Raw genomic sequence first — 18,976 nt, forward strand, 5'->3', positions numbered from 1 at the left:
TATAACTTGACTCGCAGTTGCTTGGCTCCACGCCGGGCGCGAATCATGAACACCCCTTCCGAGGAGCAGCAGTGGCTATTGAACAGTGGATCGTGGACGGGCCCCGCGTCATCGACGTGCAGACCGTCCGTAGCGTTCGCGCGAGACTCGCAGGCGGCGCCATCAGCGTGCTCGCCCACAACGAACCGAGCACCCGCATCGAAGTGTCGGGACTCACGGGACGTGACCTGAAGATCGCCATCGACGGCGACCAGCTCCTCATCGACCACCCCCAACTGTCCTGGACCGACGTCCAGACGTCCGCCAAGACGATCTGGAACCAGCCGACCGCGGTCATCAGCGTGCTCGTGCCAGCAGGCGTCAACGTCGACGTGCTCGGCGTCAGTTCGGAGGTGCTCGTCGCGGGCATCAACGGACGCATCGACATCAACACCGTCGGCGGCGAGCAGTTCCTCGACGCCACCAGCGGCGAGCTGCACCTCAACTCCATCGGCGGCGAGATCAGCGTGCGCGGGCACGCCGGGAAGGCCGTCGTCAAGACCGCATCCGGCGACGTCACGGCCACCGGGCCGCTCGTGAGCTTCGACGGGAGCACCGTCTCCGGCGCCACGATCGTCGACGTCACCTCCGGCTCGCCGAGCCTCATCGCCAATAAGTCGGTCAGCGGTGCAACCACGGTGCGGCTCCCCGGCGACACGAAGCCCAGCTACCAGGTCTCCACCGTCGGCTCGTCCGTGCAGCTCGACGGGCTGCACCTCGAACCGCTCCGCGGCACGACCTACCGATCGGAACCCAGGGAAGGCGAAGTCACCGACGTGCGCATCAGCACCGTCACCGGCCGCGTCTCGGTCATGCTCTCCGCGCGCATACCTCGCGCCGGCGAAGCACCAGCCGACTTCGATGACCGCATTGACGCGCGACTCGTGACCTGCCCAGTCCCCGATGCGGACTCAGCCGCAGACGCAGCCCCAGCCGCAGCCCCCGATGAAGGCGGCCCCCATCAGAGCACGTCAGGTGCGGACGCTGAGCCCGGCGCCAGCATCGAAATCGACGCGTGCAGCGACATCGAATCCGACACCACTAAGCCGGGAGGCACCGAGTGACCCCGCCAGTCTTCGCCCACGGACACCTGCGCCTCTACCTACTGAGCCTCCTCGAGGATCAGCCGCGCCACGGCTACGAACTGATCCAGGCGCTCTCCGAACGCTTCGACGGCACCTACTCGCCAAGCGCCGGCACCATCTACCCGCGCCTCGCGAAGCTCGAAGAAGAAGGCCTCGTGACCAAGCACAACGACGGCCGCAAGAGCGTGTACCGCATCACAGAAGCCGGCCGGCGCGAGCTCGACTCGCGACGCGAAGAGCTCGCATCCATCGAGCAGGACGTCGACTCGTCGGTCCGCCGCCTCGCCGCTGACGTGCGGCACGGCCTCACAAGCGCACGCGAAGAGCTGCGCGCCGAGTTCGCCAGGCTGGCCCAGGAGTTCGGTCCGGATGCACGAGCCGGATTCGAGAAGGCGGCGAGCGCAGGAGCCGCGGGGGCCGCATCCGCGCGTGGCTTCTTCGCGGGAGCCGCGAAGGGCTGGAACGAACCGCGCGAGGCGCCCATCTCCACGCCAGGTCAGACGCCGCCGGGCTTCACACCGACGGGGGCCAGAAGCGGCGCGACGGCCTCGGGCGAACCGCGACCGCAAGACCCCCCTCAGGCCCCCACCCCGCCTCAATCGCCCACCGGACCCCAAAGCCCGGAAGCACCTCAGCCTCCAGAGGCTGCAGCCGGCTCGGGCTCCGAGTACCGGACGCACGGCAGGTACGACACCTGGGCGTCGGCCAGCAGCTCGCACGTGTGGGACAGCGGCAAAAGCGGAGGAGGAGCGCCGGAAGGCAGCGCCACCGGCGCGGGTGAAGGCGACTCTGCCGATGGCGCCAGCAATCCGCAGCGTGACGCAGGGCGCGCGCAGCTCGAAGCGATGTCGCAGGCCGACCTCGTGCTCAACAAGTTCAGGCACGAGCTCCGCCAGGAGCTCCGCGCCGCACAGAGCGAGCAGCGCCTCTCACCCGGCATCGTGACCTTCCTCGACCAGGAGCTCGAACGCGTTCGCGAGCGCATCACGCACGCGCTCGGCTCCCGCGACACGAAAAACACGCCAGGGGTCTAGCCAGCAGCTGCGCCAGGTAAGGCCAGTTGAAGCCGGGCGAGCGCTCGGTACGTCACGAAGGGCCGCTTCCCACCCTGGGGAGCGGCCTTTCGTCGCACCCACGCGCACTCACACACCAGCCCACCGCAGCCAGACTCCGGCAAACGTCACCTGACACCTGTCGCCTGCTGCCTGCTGCCTGCTGCCTGCTGCCAGCTGCCAGCTGCCTGCCTAGCCGAGTCCACGCCGCCTCAGCTCAGCCCACCACATCCAACTTCGGTGATGACTCCATGGCTTGTGTCGACCTCCGGATAGAGAGTCGCCGTTCGTCACCGAAGTTGGCCAGCGCGCGGAGCCTGGAGGCCGCTAAAAACCAAGGCCACTCACCGCTCCCTGTCCAACTTCAGTGCAAATTCGGGTCGACGAGCGCCTTTCGGGGCCAAAAGACGCTGAATCGCACTGAACTTGGTCAGCACGCGGGGCGCGCGGGACCCGTCAGCACCACCTGCGGGCGCTGCCCACCAGAGGCCGCTGCGCTGGCGCAGCCCTCGACACGGGAGTACCGTTGCGGCGTGCGAACGCCAGCCCGCCTCCTCCTTGCCGTGTTCCTCGGCGGAGCCGCGGGCGCTCTCGCCCGCCTCTGGCTCGGCTCCTTCACGGCGACCGTCACGATGTCTCAGGGCTCGGCCAGTTTGGCTGAGCTCTCGGCGGGGAGCGTGCACGTGCTCGACTCCGACATCGTGACGGCCCTCATCGCGAACCTCGCTGGGTCCCTCGCGCTTGGCATCATCGCGGGTGCGCACTGGCCGCCGCAGCGGGCCGCGTGGCGCGCCGCGCTCGGCCCCGGGTTCTGCGGAGGCTTCACGACGTTCTCGCTCATCGCCCTGGCGCTCGCGCTGGTCTTCTCGACGTCCGCCTGGGCGATCATCGCGTTTGCCGTCGGCACGATCGGCGGCATCGCGGCTGTCTTCCTCGGGCGCACCATCGGCCGGCGCATCTCACCTCCTCCGACAGCTGCCGCTCCCGAGAATGGCCCTGCTACTCCTGGGCCGGGGACCGCCCCCGGCCGAGACCCGTACGCGCCGAACGACGGGATGTTCTGATGAATATCCTCATGATCCTGGCCGTCGCGTTCGCGGGTGGCACCGGCGCCTGCATCCGCTACATCGCCGTCGAGGGCTGGCCCCGGCTGCGCGCACCTGCTCCCACTGTCGCCGCGAACAACGGCCCAACATCTGCGCCCCCACCAGCAGCGGCCCGCCGCCTCGCGCCTGAGTGGCGCCTCATGATCGTCAACGTGCTCGCGTCGCTCCTCGCGGGGTTCGCCGCGGGGCTGCTGCCCCTGCCGACCGTCGCGTCGATGATCGTCATCTCCGGCTTCTGCGGTGGCCTGAGCTCGTGGAGCTCCGTCATGCTCGACGCAGCCAGCGCGCTGAGTGCTCGGAAGATCGGCAAGGCTGTGATCATCGTGGTCGTCCAGATGCTCTGGGGTGTGCTCGCGGCGCTAATCGGCGTGACGGTAGGCCAGCTGCTTGGCGAGAGTCTGGGTCTCGGCCTGCTCACCTGGTAGCGGCTGGGAGGTCGAGGCATCCGCGCCCGATCGTCATCCTCACGGATGACGAGCAGCGCCCAATGCCCTCCCAGAGGAGGGGGCGGATGCGCCTGCAGGCGGTCGAGGCGCGCACCCCCTTGACAGCACCTTGGAAACATGACTTCGCAACCAGGCTTCCAGACATCAGCAGCTCTGCCGCAGAACGAACAGCAGACAGCGTCCCTGCGAGCTCCCGAGCAGGCACCGAGACTCCAGCACGCACCGCACATCCACCCCCCGCAGCAATCGCGAACCGCGCAGCCGGGCGCCGGCATGCTCACTCCCCAGTCGCGCTTCGTGACCGGGCTTTCCCCAGACGGGGTGCCCGAGGCCGGCACGGTGCTCGCGGCACACGCGCTCACCAAGACCTACGGTGCGACGACGGCGCTCGCCGATGTGAGCATCGCGGTCCGGGCCGGTGAGGCGCTCGCGATCATGGGCTCCTCCGGTTCAGGCAAGACGACGCTCCTGCACAGCCTGGCGGGCATCATCGCACCGGACTCGGGACGAATCGAACTCCACGGCGACGGCGGCAGCCGTGAACTGACGGGCATGTCGGAGGCCAAGCGCACCGACCTGCGTCGCACCGAGTTCGGGTTCGTGTTCCAAGAGGGGATGCTCCTGCCGGAGCTCACCGCGCTCGAGAACGTCGCCCTCGCTGCCATGCTCTGCGGCGTCGACCGGAAGCGCTCCGAGCAGGCAGCCGCGCAGTGGCTCGCCGCCATGGGGCTCGGGGGCATGGAGGCTCGTCGCATCGGCGAGCTGTCCGGCGGACAAGCGCAACGTGTTGCGATCGCCCGCGCCCAGGTCACCGGCGCTCGGATCGTCTTCGCTGACGAACCCACCGGCGCCCTCGATTCGGCCACGAGCTCCGACGTCATGACGGCGCTGCTCGCAGCGACAGCTCGCGCCGGGCGCAGCCTCGTTGTCGTGACGCACGACCCAGACGTCGCCGCCCGCTGCGACCGCACGGTGCGGATGCGCGACGGCCGCATCCTCGAAGACACGGCGGCCCGCGCATGAGCGCCAGGCAGGAAGCCGGCTTCATCGCCCCGGGGACCGACACCCTTCCATCCCCAACCGCGAAGCGCGCGGCATCCGCAAACTCATCCGCAAACGCAAACGCAAACGCAGCGGCACCTGCAGCTGCCGCGCCGAGCGTGCGCATCCCGGCCGCGACCCCTCACGGAACCGGGCGCATCCCGCTCCTCACGATCCTCCGCATGCTGACCCGCCCCGGCACCGTAGGCATCGCCGCGGTCGCGCTCCCGGCGGTCGCGTTCGCCGTTGTGACCGCCCTCACCCTGGTTGTCGTGGGCGGCACGATCATGCTCTTCAACCCACCGGCGGGCATGCAATCGCACGGAATCTTCGCCGTCTTCGCACTCGCGCTCCTCGCGGTCCCACTGCTCACCCTCGGCGTCGCCGCTGCGCGCCTCTCCGCCAGACGGCGCGACGAAAGGCTCGCGACGTTGAGACTCCTCGGCGCATCCACGACCATCGTGACGTTGCTCGCCGTGGCCGAGGCGACCCTCATCGCCGTCGTCGGTATCACCGCGGGTGCCGTCCTGTACGCGGGGCTGCTCCCGATGGTCGGGCTCCTGCACTTCTACGGCGGACCGATCGGAGCCGCATCCATGTGGGTCGGGTTCCCGATCCTGGCGGCGACAGCCTCGAGCATCGCCGCGCTCGCCGCAGCGAGCTCGTTTGCAGGGCTCGCCGCTGTCCGTGTCACTCCGCTCGGCGTGCGGAAGCGCGACAAGGCGCCACGCGTCAAATGGTTCGCGCTCGCCGGAGGGGCCGCCGCGCTGCTCATCGCCCTTGGCCTCATCAGCATGGCGCAGGGGCTCGTGGCAGCCCTCGGCATCGTTGGCATCGTCGTGGCCCTGTTCGTGCCGTTCGCGGTGGGGATGCTCGCCATCAACCTCGCGGGCGGACCGCTCGTCGCGCTCATCGGCAGGCAGATGGCGAAGCGCGCGAAGACGCCAGCCCGCCTCATCGCAGGACGCCGCCTCGCGGAAGCGCCAGGGGTTGCGTGGCGCAGCGTGTCCGGCATCGCGATGATCGCGTTTGTCGCCGTCATCAGCGGCAGTGCGCTCGCGCTGCTCGACATGGTGGGTGGGAGCGAGAGTGTGCCCGCCGAGGACCTGCTGCTCATGACCGACCTGCGCACCGGTGTCTTCCTGACGCTCATCATCGCGTTCCTCATGCTGGCCTGCACGGTCGGGGTCTCGCAGGCCTCAGCGGTCCTCGATGAGCGAAAGCTGCTCATCTCCCTCGACCGCGCGGGCATGCCCCGCAAGGTGTTCGAGAAGGCGCAGCGCTCGCAGGTCTGGGCGCCACTGCTGCTCGCCGCACTCGGCGGTGCTGGCGCCGCGGTGGCGCTCGTGCTGCCCATCGTCGGTGCTTCGCTGATCGTCGCGCCGCTCGCGATGCTCACCATGGCGCTCTGCTTTGCGCTCGGCTTCGGCGCCGTCTGGCTCGCGCTGCTCAGCACCCGCCCAGTCGTCACATCAGTGCTCGCCTCACCGCACCGAAGCTAGCGCCTCCGAGGCTCCGCGCCTCCGCGCCTCAGCGGCGCGGGCAGGGCGCGGGGCGCGGGGCGGCCGAGCAATTTCTACCGCCGCGCGCGCACAAGAATCAGCCAGACGCAGGCTCCGCCGCATCCGAAGCTGCAACTGCCTCATTCTTCCGCGGGCGGGCGGGCGCGCGCGGCAGAGTGCGGCAGGGCGCGGCAGGGCGCGGCAGGGCGCGGCAGAGTGCGGCAGGGCGCGGGTAGGGCGCGGCGGGGCAATTTCCACCGCCGCGCGCGCACAAGAATCAGCCAGACGCAGGCTCCGCCGCATCCGAAGCTGCAGCTGCCTCACTGTTCCGCGGGCGGGCGGTGCGACACGGGCGGACGGGCGCGGGGAGGCGCGGGGCGGGCTACTTGACGTCAGCTGGCGTCTCGCCGAGGCGGTCGAAGACGCCCTCCGCGAGGCGCTCGGCGTCAAGTCGGGCCGCGATGGGGTTGCGTCGGTTCGTGCCGTACCCGAGCAGCGCGACCCTGTTGTCGCGGCGGCTCCACCCGTCGCGCAGGCGCGCCATGCCGCCCTGCTCGCGCAGCTGCAGCGGCGCCAGGTGCCGCATCGTCGGTCGGCTGCCGGTCGCCCAGATGATGGCGTCCGCCTCGAAGCGGTCCCCGCTCGCCAACGTGACACCGTCGGGCTGGATGCTCGCGAGCGGTCCACGAGACACGAGCAGACCCCGTCGGATCGCGGCGAGCGTGCCGCGCGAGAGCGGGATCCCGCGGACGCTGACCTCGCTCGGGAGGCGCTCCCCGCGCTCGACGAACCGCACGAACTCGGCCTCGTGACGCGCATCCATCTCACGCTGCCGCGAATCGGTGCGCGACGGGAGCGTCAGGCGCGGAAGCTCATGGAAGTCGGGCTCGCGGCGCGTCGACCAGGCGGTGGTGGCCGCGATCGGCTCGAGCTCGCGCAGGATCGTCACGGCCGAACGTCCGCCGCCGACGACAAGCACACGCTTGCCGGCGAACTCAGCCAGCGACTCGAGGTGCGCGGACGGGAGCTGCTCGCCCGCGAAGTCCAACGCCCCCGGGTACCAGGGCACAAACGGTGACGACCAGTCCCCCGTCGCGTTGATGACGTAGCGCGTCGTGATCGTGCGGGGCGGTCGATCGCGCACCTGCAGATGCACCGTCAGCAGCGGGGACCTGCGCATCGCCTCGACGCGGAGCACCCGCACCGGGCGTGCGACGTAGAGGTCGTAGGCGTCCTCGTAGCGGCGCATGAGCGGCGGCATGATGTCGCGGACGATTGCTTCCGGGTCCTGATCGCTGAGTCGGATGCCGAGCTCCGAAAGCCCGGGAGGCCCCGCCAGGAGCGGCGTATGTCCGACGGTCTGGAAATCCCAGCCGCGGCCCCACGACCCGCCAGGCTGGGGTTCGGCGTCGAAAACGACAAAATCCCTCAGCGGGCGCAGACCCATCTCGGCGAGCGTCGCCGCGACCGTCACACCCGGCACGCCCGCGCCGATGACCACGAGGTCGATGTCGGTCTTCACGGCGAGCACGTCCGGCTTCCTGTCGAGGCGCTGGGGGCGCACCTGTGCGGTTTCTCGGGCGGTCGACGAGCTTCCGTCCGGTAGGGCTCAGTCTAGAGACGTGGAGTGACGTGGCCGGTTCGGCGCACCGAAGATTAGCTCGGCCGCCGTGGTAATGTGAGCGTCAGATTTTCGTTAACGACTTGCGACCGGGTGGCCATTCCTGCCCGGCCCGATTTATAAGGGGGTTACGCATGGGGCGTGGCCGTCAAAAGGCGAAGCACACCAAGGTCGCCCGTGAGCTCAAGTACTCCGTACATGAGACGAACTATGACGCGCTGGCACGTGAACTCTCCGGTGGCTCCTCGAGCTACCCGGCGACTCCTCCAGCCACTGAAGAACCAGCCGACGACATCCTCTCGAAGTGGTCCGAGTACCTCGACGATGATGACGCCGACGAAGACGACGACACGAGCGGCTACGAGCAGAAGCGCGCGTAGGCGTTCGCGCACCGCTCCCCCGAGCGTTGCCGACGCCGCTGCCGCTCGTCTCTGAGCCGAACCCATCACGCCTGTGATCGAACTCCAGCCGCCGAGTTTTCCCGCCGCCATCGCGGTGGCGGTCATCCTCGTCGTCGGCAACCTCGTGAGCATGCTCACGGTGCGTTGGGGAGCGGATGGTCGGCTCGACCGTTGGGGCTACGCGGGCCTGCGTACTGCCGCGACTCGAGCGTCCGACGACGCGTGGCGCGCCGGTCACGAGGCGGCGCTTCGACCCGCGAACACGGGAGCGGTGGCCGGGATCGTCCTCGCCGTCGTGTCCGTGCTGTCCGCGGGAACCGTCGCGCCCTACCTGGTGTCGCTGGCGCTCGCCGTCATTGCGACGCTCACGGGCGTCATCTCGAGCCTCGTGGTCGCGCACCGCGCGGCGAAAGGTGTGGCGGGACTTTAGGCCTGACTTATTCCTCGCAAGGCCTGATTTCTTCTTCGGCCACTGCTTGTCAGAGACGGCCACTGCTCTTCGGATACGGCATTCCGCCGCTGAGCTCGCGAACGAGTCGGCGGGACCCGCTGAGCTAGACCCCGTCGCGGAGGTTGCGCGCAAAACTCGCCGCACGCACCCGCAAGTTCTCCTTGCGCTGCTCGCGCGCCGCCTCCCGGTCGTAGCCGATGTACGCGGATGTGGGCAGGCGGCGCACATTGGCCGAGCACTCGAACGCTGCGCACACGAGCGTGCCAACGGTGTCGCCGCGACGGCCGGCGTCTCCCGTGCGCTTCGCGCTGTAGAAGAGGACGTCGTTGGGCAGTGTCACGTCCTCACACCACGAGCACATCGCGCGACGCGTGGGGAGCTTGCGCGCCCGCTCGAACACGATCGCGACGAGGTCGTCGTCGACCGGGATCACCGCGTACGCGCGGCGCCCGAGCTTCGGATCCGTCCACCCCAGGTAGTCACGCCGCTCCCAGTCGACCTCGTGGAACCCGGGCGGCAGGGTCAGGTCGCTGACCTCCTTGCGCGAGGCGTTCACGAACGCATCCCTGATCTGGGCCTCGGTGAGTTGCTGCATCCCTCGAGCGTACCGAGCCTGCAGGTCAGAGACCGTCAGCGAACTCCACGAGCGCGTTCGCGAGAGGATCCGGCGCGCCGATCGCCACGTAATGACCGCCCGGGACGACCACAGCTTCGACCCCCGCCCGGTCGCGAGCGTGCTGCTTCGCGAAGTCGAGTGGGAAAAACAGGTCGTCCGCTGCCGCGATGAATCCCGTGACCGTTTCCCGGCCGACACCTGGCCAGGGTGCGTCCATCCACGACCCCGTCTCCTCGCGGACATGTGCCTTCGCGTCGACCACAAGGTCGTCCGGCACCAGGTTGTAGAACACCTGCTCGTCCTCCGCATCGACGCCGAGGGCGTTGTGGCCCGTCGCATCCCACCACTCCTGCATCGTCTCCCCCGGCTTCGGGATCATCCCGGCCACGTACACAAGCCCGTCAGCGTCGAGGCGCTCTGCGACGAGGGCCGCCGTGAAGCCGCCAAGCGAGTGGCCGACGATCACGAGCTGGTCTCCGTCACCGTCGGAGCTGTTCCCCTTCGCTGCGTCGAGTTGCGCGGAGACTGACTCGGCGTAGTCGACAAGCGACAGGCCGGACTCCTCGATCGGTAGGTCCACGGCGACCGCGCGGTGCCCTGCCTCCTCGAGCTTCGGCACCACCAGGTGCCAGTCCCAGCTCGACGAACCTCCACCGTGGATGAGCACAAACGTTGCCATGGGCGTTCCCCGTTCCCGCGTCGATTCCTGCCTGACCGGATGCATGTGCATCCGCTCCTCCAGCCTGGGGGCTCAGCCTGGACTTTCCCTCGATTCGCGGCCGGCGCGTGCGCCGCGCGCTCAACTCGAGACGAGGGGCCGCTCGCTGCGGTCGGCGGCGACAAGCGCCGTCGCGAGCACGTGGATGCCCACCGCGATGTCGTCGGCCTCCGTGAACTCCTCGGGCACGTGGCTGCGCCCGCCGACGGACGGCACGAAGATCATGCCCATCGGTCCGAGGTGGGCGAGGTGCGCGGCGTCGTGGCCTGCGCCGGATGGCACGGCCTCCCACGTGTAGCCGAGCGCGTCGGCTGATTCGCCGAGGAGGCGCTGCACGTCCGGGTCCGCCGCGACCGGGTCCTGATCGTTGAGCCACTCGATGGCGGTCTCGACGCCGCGCAGGGCGGCGCCTGCCGCGATGTCCTCCGCGACGCGACGTTTCGCGCCGTGCAGCCACGACGCGTCCACGCTGCGCATCTCTGCCCAGATTCGCGCCTCGTCGGGAACGATGTTGAAGGAGCCGGGTGACGACTCGATGCGTCCGGTCGTCGACACCCCGTGGATGGGGGCGCCGCACGCCTCGCGCTCGATCGTGAGGATCGCCTCGGCGGCCGCGATGAGCGCGTCGTGCCTGCCCTGCATCGGCATGGTACCCGCGTGGTCGGCCCGGCCGGAGAAGGCGGCCATGAGCCGCTCGATGCCGGCGATCGCCGTGACGACGCCGATCTGCTTGCCGCTGCGCTCGAGCTGCGGGCCCTGCTCGATGTGCAGCTCGAGGTAGGCGTGCAGCGAGCCAGGTGCCCAGGCCTGGCCGAGCGCACCGCTCGTGTCGAGGCCGAAGCCCGTCATGGCGTCGCCGAGGCGCAGCGCCGAGTCGCCGTTGGTGCGCTCAAGGTGCTCTGGCAGCAGGAGCCCGGCGATGGACCGGGACCCGATGCAGGAGACGCCGAACGAGTTCGCCTCCTCGCCGAGGAAGTCGACCACGTACAGGTCCCGCGAGAGCGTGATGCCCTCCTCGCGGAGCCGCCTCGCCACCTCGATGCCGCCGAGCACGCCGACGATGCCGTCGTAGCGCCCTCCCGCGTGCACGGTGTCGGTGTGCGACCCGGTCATGAGCGGCTTGAGCGACGGGTTCGCGCCGCGCAGCACCCCGACGACGTTGCCCGCCGGGTCGATGTGCGCCTCCAGGCCTGCGGCGCGCATCCGCTCGCGCACCCACTCGCGCCCGGCGCGGTATGCGTCAGAGAACACTCGCCGTGAGAAGCCGGGCTCGGCGCTCTCGACGAGGCCGGCGAGCTCGGTCAGGTCAGCGAGTACCCGCTGCTGGTCTGGCCGCAGCCTCGACGGGTCAACCGCGCCGAGCAGCGCATCCGCGGTGTCAGCTGACATAGCCGACTGTCCCGCCGACGAGGCCCGAGTCGCGGTACTTCAGGAAGTCGATGCCCATGATCTGCTCGATCTCGGCGAGCCCCGACTCGTCGATGGCCGACGACGACACGGGCAGCGCGGATGCGGGCACCGAGACGAGCACGACCTCCTCGCCCTCGTAGGCGTCCTTGACCGCGACGGCCTCGCCGAGCTTGGGGTCGAGAATGATGATCGTGTCCGGGTAGGTCGCGATGCGCTCCCCGCCGGACTCGATGGCCATGTACTCGTTGAGGTAGGGCACCGTGAAGTCGCCGATACGGAACGTGCCATGATCCCAGCCGCCGTGGGTTTCGGTCGGCACCTCGAAGCCGAGCGGGCCGCGCGAGACGACGGTGCCGCCGAGGCGCTCCACCACCGCCTGCACAAACGCTTCCTGCTTGCCCGCACCGCGTTTGCGCAGCGCCGCCGCCATGTCGCGCCCGAGGTCGAGTGCCAGCGAGATCGAGCCGTGCGCAGCGTTCTCCTTCACGTAGCTCAGCTCAACCGGGTTGCGCGCGGCGGCGATGAAGCCGCCCGTGCGCACCGAGATGTCGCGCAGCACGTCGTCGCACGTGTTGATCGTCCCCTTGTTCACCGACAGGAAGTGCCCGTGGAGGGCGCGGTTGCCGCCAGAGACGACCTGCGTCGCCACGTAGCCCTCCCGCTCGGCGAGGCCGAGGGAGCCGAGCTTGCCGGTCGGATGCGCACGCACGTCCCCGGCCACGTCGAGCACCTTCACGCCGAGCACCGACGACTGGATCCACCCGTTGAGGGTCGTCGAGTAGCCGTTCTGGGCGGTCATGACGGCCGAGATGGGCACATCCGTCGCCTTGATGAGCTCCTGCAGCGCGTGCACGTAGTCGATCGGCCGGATCTCCCAGTTCTTGGCCGCCGGGGCGCCGATGGCTGTGACCGTCGCCACCCAGCTGTCCTCCGGCAACTCGTCGATGCTCGCGAGCACGGGACGGTTCAGTTCGGTCGCCATACGACCCATTAGCTCTCCGTGGTGCTTCCATCCGCCTCCGCCGCACGCGAGCACACCGCCCCCGAGCACTCCGTGGATGGCGTCTTCCTGGGTGAGTTCACGCACTGGCGTTCCCTTCGTCGGGGTCTGAGGTGGCTGGGGATGCTTGGCTTGCCTGGACAGTGGATGCGCTGGGCTGAGCGGATGCGCCGGGCTGAGCGGATGCGCCGCGCGCGGCCAGTCCGAGGGCGGCGAGTGGCGCGTCACCAGTCTCCCCGGCGCGCTCGATGGCGGAGCTCGCTTCCTCGTAGCCTGCCGCCGCGTGGCGGATGACGCCGAGGCCCGTGTCGAGGTCGAGCGCGAGGCGCAGGCGCTCGAGGGTCTCCGGCTTGCCGTCGGCGACGATCGAGACGCCGGCCGACTGCATCCACCCCGTGTAGCCGCCACCGCCGGAGTGGATGGCGACGAGGTCGGCACCCGCGGTTGAGAGCAGCATCGCGTCGAGGAGCGGCCAGTCGGTGACCCCGTCGGAGCCGTCTCGCATGCCCTCGGTGCCGATGCGCGGATGCGTCATGCCGGCCGAGTCGAGGTGGTCGCGGCTGAACAGCACGGGAGCCGAAAGGCGGCCGTCGGCAACAAGCTCGTTCGCGGCCTGCGCGAGGCGCGAACGTTCGCCGTGGCCGAGCCAGCACGACCGAGCGGGCAGCCCCTGCTGCGGCACGTGCACGCCCGCGAGCGCCAGCCACTCGGCGATCTCGGGGCGGTCGGGGAAGAGCGACGAGGCAAGCGCATCCATCGTGAGCTGGTCGTCGACGTCGCCGGACAGGCAGACCCATCGGAACGGGCCGATCCCTCGCGCGAAGAGCGGCCGCAGGTACGCCTCCATGAAGCCGGGGATGCGGTTGACCCGGTCGGCTTCCCCGTCGCCGAGGTGCTCGAGGGCCTTCACGCGCAGGTTGTTGCCGTTCTCGAACGCGATCGATCCGCGTTCCTGCAGCGTGAGCATCGCCTCGACCTGCTGGGCCATGGATGCGCGTGCCAGGGCTTCGACGCGCTCCGGCTCGGTCTCGCGGGCTGAGATCCACTCGTCGAGCGAGTACTCGAGCGGCACGTATCCGTAGCGCGCGTCGTGCGCTGCGGTCTGGTCGGTGACGATGTCAGGCGTGACGCCGCGGGAGGCCAGCTCGGCCAAGACGGCGGCCGCGTTGGCGCGCAGCGCGACGGCGGCCGGGATCCCCTCGGCGCGGGCAGCCTCGATCAGCGCGAGGGCGTCGTCAAGTGTGGGCGCGAGGACGTCGATGCCGCCGACCGCGAGCGCGCGGTCGATCTTCACCTGGTCGATCTCGACCGTCAGTGACGAGAGGCCAAGGATGCGCGCCGAGATCGGCTGGGCCGAGCCCATGCCGCCGAGACCCGCCGTGAGCATCCACCGGCCCTCCGCCCGCGCGTCGTAGTGCTGGACCAGCACCTCGCGCAGCAGCTCGTACGTGCCCTGCAGCACCCCTTGGCGTCCGATGTACTGCCAGGCCGCGGCGGTCAGGCCGCCCCAGATCGTCTGCCCGGCGCGGTACCGCTCGTAGAAGCGGTCGCTGGTCGCCCAGTTGCCGACCGTGTTGTTGACGGCGGACAGCACCATTGGCGAGTCGCGCTTCGTCGACATGACGCCGACCGCGGCGCCCGTCTGCAGGATGAGCGTCTCTGCCTCGTCCAGCTCGAGCAGCGAGTTGACGATGCGGCACGCCTCGTCCCAGTTGCGGGCGGCCTTCCCGAGCGAGGCGTAGACGATGAGCTCTGAAGCGTTCTCTCCCACCTCGAGCACGTTCTCGAACATGCGCAGGAGGCCCTCGGCACGCCAGTTCTTGGCGCGCAGCTTTGTGCCGCGCTGCGCCGTGATGGGCTGAGTGCCCCTGGCGAGGATCGGGCTGGCGAGGGGCGCGGACGCCGGCAGCGGGGGCTCGCCGCCCCGTTGGGTCTGGCCGTTCGCGGGGGTCGCGGCTGATTCAGGCACTCTGATCGCTCCAGACTTCGAGGTCGACGTTCGATGGCAGTTTCGCGGCGAGCTCTGCAGCCCCCTGCTTGAGGAGCGCGACGCGCTCATCCAGGGCCCCAGTCTGCCGCTCGTCACCGACAAGCGACAGTGAGCACAGCACGCGGCCTCCCGCGAAGACGGGCACGCCGATGCCCACCATGCCCGGCGTGATCTGACCGTAGGAGACGGCGTGACCCTCGGCGCGCACCTGGCGCAGGTACGGCTCGATCATCTCGGGGCTCATGGTCGCGGTCGTGTAGGCGCGCAGGCCGCCGGACAGCAGCTCTCGCACGACCTTCTTCGGCGCGTAGGCGAGCAGCGGCAGGGCTGTCGCTCCCGCGTAGAGGCTGCGCACCTTGCCACGTCCGAACGGGATGCGGTGCTGCGGATGCGCGTACGAGACCTCGAGGCACACGGCGGTGATGTGGACCCGCACGGCGAGAATCGCGGTCATGCCGGTGAGCTCGCGGAGGCGCCGAAGCACTGGGGCGGCGTAGCGCACGAGGTGCGGCGAGGCGTCGTCGCTCTCCGCGAGACGGCTCGACGGCATGAGGTAGCCGTCGATCTCGATCGCGAAGCCCGCATCCCGCAGCACCGTCACGTAGCGGTAGACGGTCGAGAGCGGCATGCCGAGCTCGCTACTGACTTCGGAGATCTTGAGGCGGCCGCGCCCCTGGATGAGCTGCAGAATCTCGAGGCCACGGTGCAGCGACTTGTACGCCGCGCCACCGGTACCGCCTGCGCCACCGGAGCTGGCCGCTCCCCCCGAGATGGGCCGTCCGTTCGGGTCAGCCTTTGGTCGAATGTCACTCATGGTCAGACCAGCACCTCTCCCCTGCCCGTCGCGGCGAGCAGCCCCGCCGTCTCGGAGTACACGAGCTCGCCCCGCGAAAACGTGTGCGTCACACTGCCGCCTGGCGACATGCCCTCGTACGGCGTCCAGCCGGCGTTCGACAGCATCCGGTCGAGTTCGATGGATGCGTCTCCCGGCGCGAACACGACGATGTCGGCGTCCTTTCCCACCTCGAGCGAACCCTTGCGAGCGTCGAGGCCGTAGCGTCGCGCCGGGGCGAGCGTGAGCGCATCCACCGCCTGCGACAGCAGCCCCTCGGACGGGTCGCGGCGGAGCGCCCCGCCAATCGTCGCGGCCACGAGCGTCTGCACACCGGGCGCGCCCGAGCTGTTGTCGAGCATGACCTCGTGCTCCTTCAGCTCACGCGACCACGGCGCGTGGTCGGAGCTGACGACGCTCACCGCGCCGCGGCCGATGCGGTCCCACAGGCCCTCACGGGCGGCGGCATCACGCAGAGGCGGGTTGATCTTGAGGTGCCCGCGCTGCGTCTCGAGGTCGTCCTGGGTGAAGGTCAGGTAGTGCGGGCACGTCTCAAGCGTCACGTCGGCGCCCTGCGAGCGGTACCACTCGACGAGGTCGACGCTGCGCGGCAACGACAGGTGGCAGACGTGCAGGCGAGCGCCGGTGTTCGCCGCGACCTCGAGAGCCGTCAGCACGCCGAGCGTCTCCGAGACGGGCGGCCGCGACCGCGAGTGCGACTGCGGGTCGGTGCTGCCCGCCGCGCGCTCTTCCTGGAGCAGCGACTGGATGATCTCGTTGTTCTCCGCGTGCGTGCAGAGGGTGCGGCCGGCGTCCCGCACGGCGGCCATGACGCTCAGCAGCTCGCGGTCGTTGATGCGAGGGAACCGCGTCTCGTGCGTGTGGAAGAGGGAGACCTTGAAGCCCACGGCGCCAGACTCTGCGAGCTCGCCCGCCGCGCGCCACCCGCCGCCAGGAGCGAGCGTGCCGAGGAGCGCGATGTCGATGTGTGCCTCGTCGTTCGCGAGGTCCTGCTTCGCGCGCAGCTTGTCGAGGCTGTTGATGGGGCCGGTGCCGTCGTACGGCATCTCCACGATCGTCGTCACGCCGCCCGCCGCGGCGGCACGCGTCGATGCCGCGATGCCTTCGCCGCCGTGCGAGAGGGAGTGCACGTGAGCATCCACGACGCCGGGCAGCACGTAGGAGTCCCCGACGTCGACCAGGCGCACGCCAGCAGGCGCAGGCGAGCGTGATGCCCCTGTGTGCACCGCGACGATGCGCGGGCCCGCAGCCCAGACCTCGCCCGGCCCCCAGACGCCTCGCGCATCCCGGATCCTCCCGCGCACGATGAGGGTCGCGACGAGGTCTTCTGGCGGCTGCACGGCTGGCTCCATGCACACAGAATAAGAACGTTGCCGGCGTTTGGGCTACTACGTTCTTAGTTCACGGGATGAATCGCGGATGCCCGTGACGTCGCCGGAGACGAGGTGGCTTGCTGGTCAGCGGATGCGGTGGTGGTCGAAGACGATGCTCGTGCGCGTGGATGCGACGGCGGGGTGCGTCGACAGGTGCGCCACCACGAACTCCCGCACGTCATTCGAGTCGCGCACGGCGACGTGCACGATGAAGTCCTCCGAGCCACCCAGGAAAAAGATCTGCACGACCTCAGGGAGCGCCCGCATCTCCTCAGCGAAATGCGCGAGCTCCTGCCGCTTCCCCGACCGGATGTTGACGCTGATGAGCGCCTGTAGGGCCAGGCCAAGCTGCGGCAGGCCCACATCCGCCGTGAATCTCGTGATCACGCCGCGGGCGACCAGCGAACGCACCCGCGCGATGCAGGTCGATTGCGCGATGCCGACGGCGTTCGCGAGCTGCGTGTTCGACTGCCGAGAGTCGGCCTGCAGCAGCTCGACGAGTTTGCGGTCGATGTCGTCGAGCGCACCCGCATCCGCACCCCGAAGTTCCTTCGGCGTTCCATTCATCCCAGCCCCCATCGGTCACAGATTTCTACCGATTCTGCACCAGAGTTCGCGGATTCTTCGGCGTTCAACCTGTTCGAAACACTTTCTGCGCATGATTTCCCCAGAGTTGAGTCGAATCAGCAGGTAGTTGAGTCGAATCAGCAGGTAACTTCACCGAACCGGCACTGACACAAAGAGGTAATCATGCGCATCGGGATCCCGGCAGAGATCAAAAACAACGAGAACCGCGTCGCCATCACGCCGGCCGGAGTGCACGAGCTCGTGCGGCACGGCCACGAGGTGTTCATCGAGGCTGGCGCCGGACTCGGCTCAGGCAACACCGACGAGGCCTACAGCACGGCCGGCGCGAGCATCCTCACTACGGCCGACGAGGTGTGGGCCCGCGCCGAGCTGCTCCTGAAGGTCAAGGAGCCCATCGCATCCGAGTACCGCCACATGCGGCCAGACCTCGTGCTCTTCACCTACCTGCACCTCGCCGCCGACCGCGCGCAGACCGAGGCGCTCGCCAGCGCAGGCACCACCGCGATCGCCTACGAGACGGTGCAGCTACCCAACCGCTCACTGCCGCTGCTCACCCCCATGAGCGAAGTCGCCGGTCGCCTCGCGACACAGGTTGGCGCATACCACCTCATGAAGGCCGCCGGCGGGCGAGGCATGCTGCTCGGCGGCGTCCCTGGAACGCCGAAGGCGAAGGTCGTTGTCATCGGCGGCGGCGTCGCCGGCGAGCATGCGGCCGCGAACGCCGTCGGCATGGGCGCCGACGTCACCATCATCGACCTCAACATCCCCCGGCTCCGGGAGCTCGAGGTGCAGTTCCAGGGCAAGATCCAGACGCGTGCATCATCGGCGTACGAGATCGCAGGGCAACTCGCCGAGGCCGACCTCGTCGTCGGCTCGGTGCTCATCCCGGGGGCCGCCGCCCCGAAGCTCGTCACCGACGACATGGTGGCAGGCATGAAGCACGGGTCAATGCTCGTCGACATCGCCATCGACCAGGGCGGATGCTTCGAGGGCTCCCACCCGACGACCCACGACGACCCGACGTTCCCCGTGCACAACTCGATCTACTACTGCGTCGCCAACATGCCCGGCGCCGTGCCGGAGACCTCGACGCGCGCGCTCACGAACGCGACGCTGCCTTACGTGACCGCGATCGCCGACAAGGGCTGGAAGCGCGCCATGCAGGAGAACCCCGCGCTCGCGCTCGGCCTCAACGTGCACGGTGGGCACATCACCAACCGCGGCGTCGCAACGGCCCTCGGCCTCGAGTACCGCCCCGTCGACGAGGTCCTCGCCGCGGAATAGCCGCCGCGTGACTGCCGAGTGACCGCCGCGCACCGCCCTGCGCTGCCAACCACGAACCCTGCGATGGCCACGGGGGTCCGCCCGGCGCTCGCTCTCCCCGATACTTGCTCTCGCCGACGTTGGGTCTGCCCGCTGCTGGCTCTGGACAGCGCAGTGTGCTCGGCTCAGCCGCGAACTTCGGTGACAGATCACCTGTCAGTTCCGATTTCCGGACCGATTTCCTCGAGTTGTCACCAAAGTTTGGGCCGCGAACGTGGACCGCGGGCTCGGACCGCGGGCTCGAAATCGCGGGGCGAGCTGATGTTGACCCGCGTCGCGGGGCATCACGAACGCTGCCCGGCGTTTCGGCCTCTGGAGGAGACTCCAGAGGGCGAAACGCCGGGCAGCGTTCCCTTTGGGG

The 18,976-nt window shown here is 69.5% G+C and carries 18 protein-coding genes; 9 read left to right on the plus strand and 9 right to left on the minus strand.

What is annotated here, in order from left to right:
* Nucleotides 1-71: 71 nt before the first annotated feature.
* The 6 genes from C5B85_RS17515 to C5B85_RS17540 all read left to right on the plus strand — a co-directional run bounded on the left by C5B85_RS17515 (nucleotide 72) and on the right by C5B85_RS17540 (nucleotide 6,271).
* Nucleotides 72-1,103, plus strand: coding sequence for a hypothetical protein (locus C5B85_RS17515; protein ID WP_104287288.1), 1,032 nt, complete (start codon nucleotides 72-74; stop codon nucleotides 1,101-1,103).
* Nucleotides 1,100-2,158 (plus strand): PadR family transcriptional regulator, encoded by a 1,059-nt coding sequence (locus tag C5B85_RS19825; RefSeq protein WP_104287289.1) that lies wholly within the window; start codon nucleotides 1,100-1,102, stop codon nucleotides 2,156-2,158. Before C5B85_RS17515 ends, C5B85_RS19825 begins: the two co-directional genes overlap by 4 nt.
* A gap of 551 nt (nucleotides 2,159-2,709) precedes the next feature.
* On the plus strand, nucleotides 2,710-3,240 hold the full coding sequence (locus C5B85_RS17525; protein ID WP_181064492.1) for a CrcB family protein: 531 nt from the start codon (nucleotides 2,710-2,712) through the stop codon (nucleotides 3,238-3,240).
* Nucleotides 3,240-3,707 carry a CrcB family protein gene (locus C5B85_RS17530; protein ID WP_104287291.1) on the plus strand — a complete coding sequence of 156 codons (468 nt, stop codon included), beginning with the start codon at nucleotides 3,240-3,242 and terminating at the stop codon, nucleotides 3,705-3,707. Before C5B85_RS17525 ends, C5B85_RS17530 begins: the two co-directional genes overlap by 1 nt.
* A 138-nt stretch (nucleotides 3,708-3,845) precedes the next feature.
* The gene (locus tag C5B85_RS17535) at nucleotides 3,846-4,751 is read left to right on the plus strand and encodes an ABC transporter ATP-binding protein (RefSeq protein ID WP_374953109.1); all 906 of its coding nucleotides are present in this window, start codon (nucleotides 3,846-3,848) and stop codon (nucleotides 4,749-4,751) included.
* Nucleotides 4,748-6,271 (plus strand): permease, encoded by a 1,524-nt coding sequence (locus tag C5B85_RS17540; RefSeq protein WP_104287292.1) that lies wholly within the window; start codon nucleotides 4,748-4,750, stop codon nucleotides 6,269-6,271. The genes C5B85_RS17535 and C5B85_RS17540 overlap by 4 nt, the downstream gene beginning before the upstream one ends.
* A 382-nt stretch (nucleotides 6,272-6,653) precedes the next feature.
* Here the strand turns inward: C5B85_RS17540 and C5B85_RS17545 are convergent, their stop codons facing one another.
* A complete protein-coding gene (locus C5B85_RS17545) occupies nucleotides 6,654-7,835 on the minus strand; it encodes an NAD(P)/FAD-dependent oxidoreductase (RefSeq protein WP_104287293.1) in 1,182 nt (393 codons plus the stop codon).
* A gap of 191 nt (nucleotides 7,836-8,026) precedes the next feature.
* Between C5B85_RS17545 and C5B85_RS17550 the strand changes: the two genes are divergently transcribed.
* Entirely contained in the window at nucleotides 8,027-8,272 is a 246-nt protein-coding gene (locus C5B85_RS17550; RefSeq protein WP_104287294.1) for a DUF3073 domain-containing protein, read from the plus strand.
* Between the two features lie 73 nt (nucleotides 8,273-8,345).
* Nucleotides 8,346-8,723, plus strand: a complete 378-nt coding sequence (locus C5B85_RS17555; RefSeq protein WP_104287295.1) for an SdpI family protein — start codon at nucleotides 8,346-8,348, stop codon at nucleotides 8,721-8,723.
* Nucleotides 8,724-8,847: 124 nt separating this feature from the next.
* Here the strand turns inward: C5B85_RS17555 and C5B85_RS17560 are convergent, their stop codons facing one another.
* From C5B85_RS17560 to C5B85_RS17595, 8 genes are all read right to left on the minus strand, one after another.
* Entirely contained in the window at nucleotides 8,848-9,339 is a 492-nt protein-coding gene (locus C5B85_RS17560) for an FBP domain-containing protein (protein ID WP_104287296.1), read from the minus strand.
* Between the two features lie 25 nt (nucleotides 9,340-9,364).
* The gene (locus tag C5B85_RS17565) at nucleotides 9,365-10,039 is read right to left on the minus strand and encodes an alpha/beta fold hydrolase (RefSeq protein ID WP_104287297.1); all 675 of its coding nucleotides are present in this window, start codon (nucleotides 10,037-10,039) and stop codon (nucleotides 9,365-9,367) included.
* Between the two features lie 120 nt (nucleotides 10,040-10,159).
* On the minus strand, nucleotides 10,160-11,467 hold the full coding sequence (locus C5B85_RS17570; RefSeq protein WP_104287298.1) for a M20 family metallo-hydrolase: 1,308 nt from the start codon (nucleotides 11,465-11,467) through the stop codon (nucleotides 10,160-10,162).
* Nucleotides 11,457-12,575 carry a DUF917 family protein gene (locus tag C5B85_RS17575; RefSeq protein WP_104287299.1) on the minus strand — a complete coding sequence of 373 codons (1,119 nt, stop codon included), beginning with the start codon at nucleotides 12,573-12,575 and terminating at the stop codon, nucleotides 11,457-11,459. Before C5B85_RS17575 ends, C5B85_RS17570 begins: the two co-directional genes overlap by 11 nt.
* Nucleotides 12,568-14,457: a urocanate hydratase gene (locus C5B85_RS17580; RefSeq protein WP_219819445.1), complete on the minus strand. Its 1,890-nt coding sequence runs from the start codon at nucleotides 14,455-14,457 to the stop codon at nucleotides 12,568-12,570. Before C5B85_RS17580 ends, C5B85_RS17575 begins: the two co-directional genes overlap by 8 nt.
* Complete coding sequence (locus C5B85_RS17585; RefSeq protein WP_104287301.1) at nucleotides 14,450-15,292, minus strand: IclR family transcriptional regulator; 843 nt, start codon at nucleotides 15,290-15,292, stop codon at nucleotides 14,450-14,452. Before C5B85_RS17585 ends, C5B85_RS17580 begins: the two co-directional genes overlap by 8 nt.
* A 2-nt stretch (nucleotides 15,293-15,294) precedes the next feature.
* On the minus strand, nucleotides 15,295-16,683 hold the full coding sequence (locus C5B85_RS17590) for a dihydroorotase family protein (protein WP_104287302.1): 1,389 nt from the start codon (nucleotides 16,681-16,683) through the stop codon (nucleotides 15,295-15,297).
* A 105-nt stretch (nucleotides 16,684-16,788) separates the two neighbouring features.
* Entirely contained in the window at nucleotides 16,789-17,271 is a 483-nt protein-coding gene (locus C5B85_RS17595) for an Lrp/AsnC family transcriptional regulator (protein WP_104287303.1), read from the minus strand.
* 183 nt (nucleotides 17,272-17,454) lie between these two features.
* Here C5B85_RS17595 and ald point away from each other — a divergent pair, with 183 nt between their 5' ends.
* Nucleotides 17,455-18,576, plus strand: coding sequence for an alanine dehydrogenase (gene ald, locus C5B85_RS17600; protein WP_104287304.1), 1,122 nt, complete (start codon nucleotides 17,455-17,457; stop codon nucleotides 18,574-18,576).
* Nucleotides 18,577-18,976: the final 400 nt, after the last annotated feature.

This window comes from Pseudoclavibacter sp. AY1F1 (genome assembly GCF_002931075.1).
Lineage (GTDB): Bacteria > Actinomycetota > Actinomycetes > Actinomycetales > Microbacteriaceae > Pseudoclavibacter.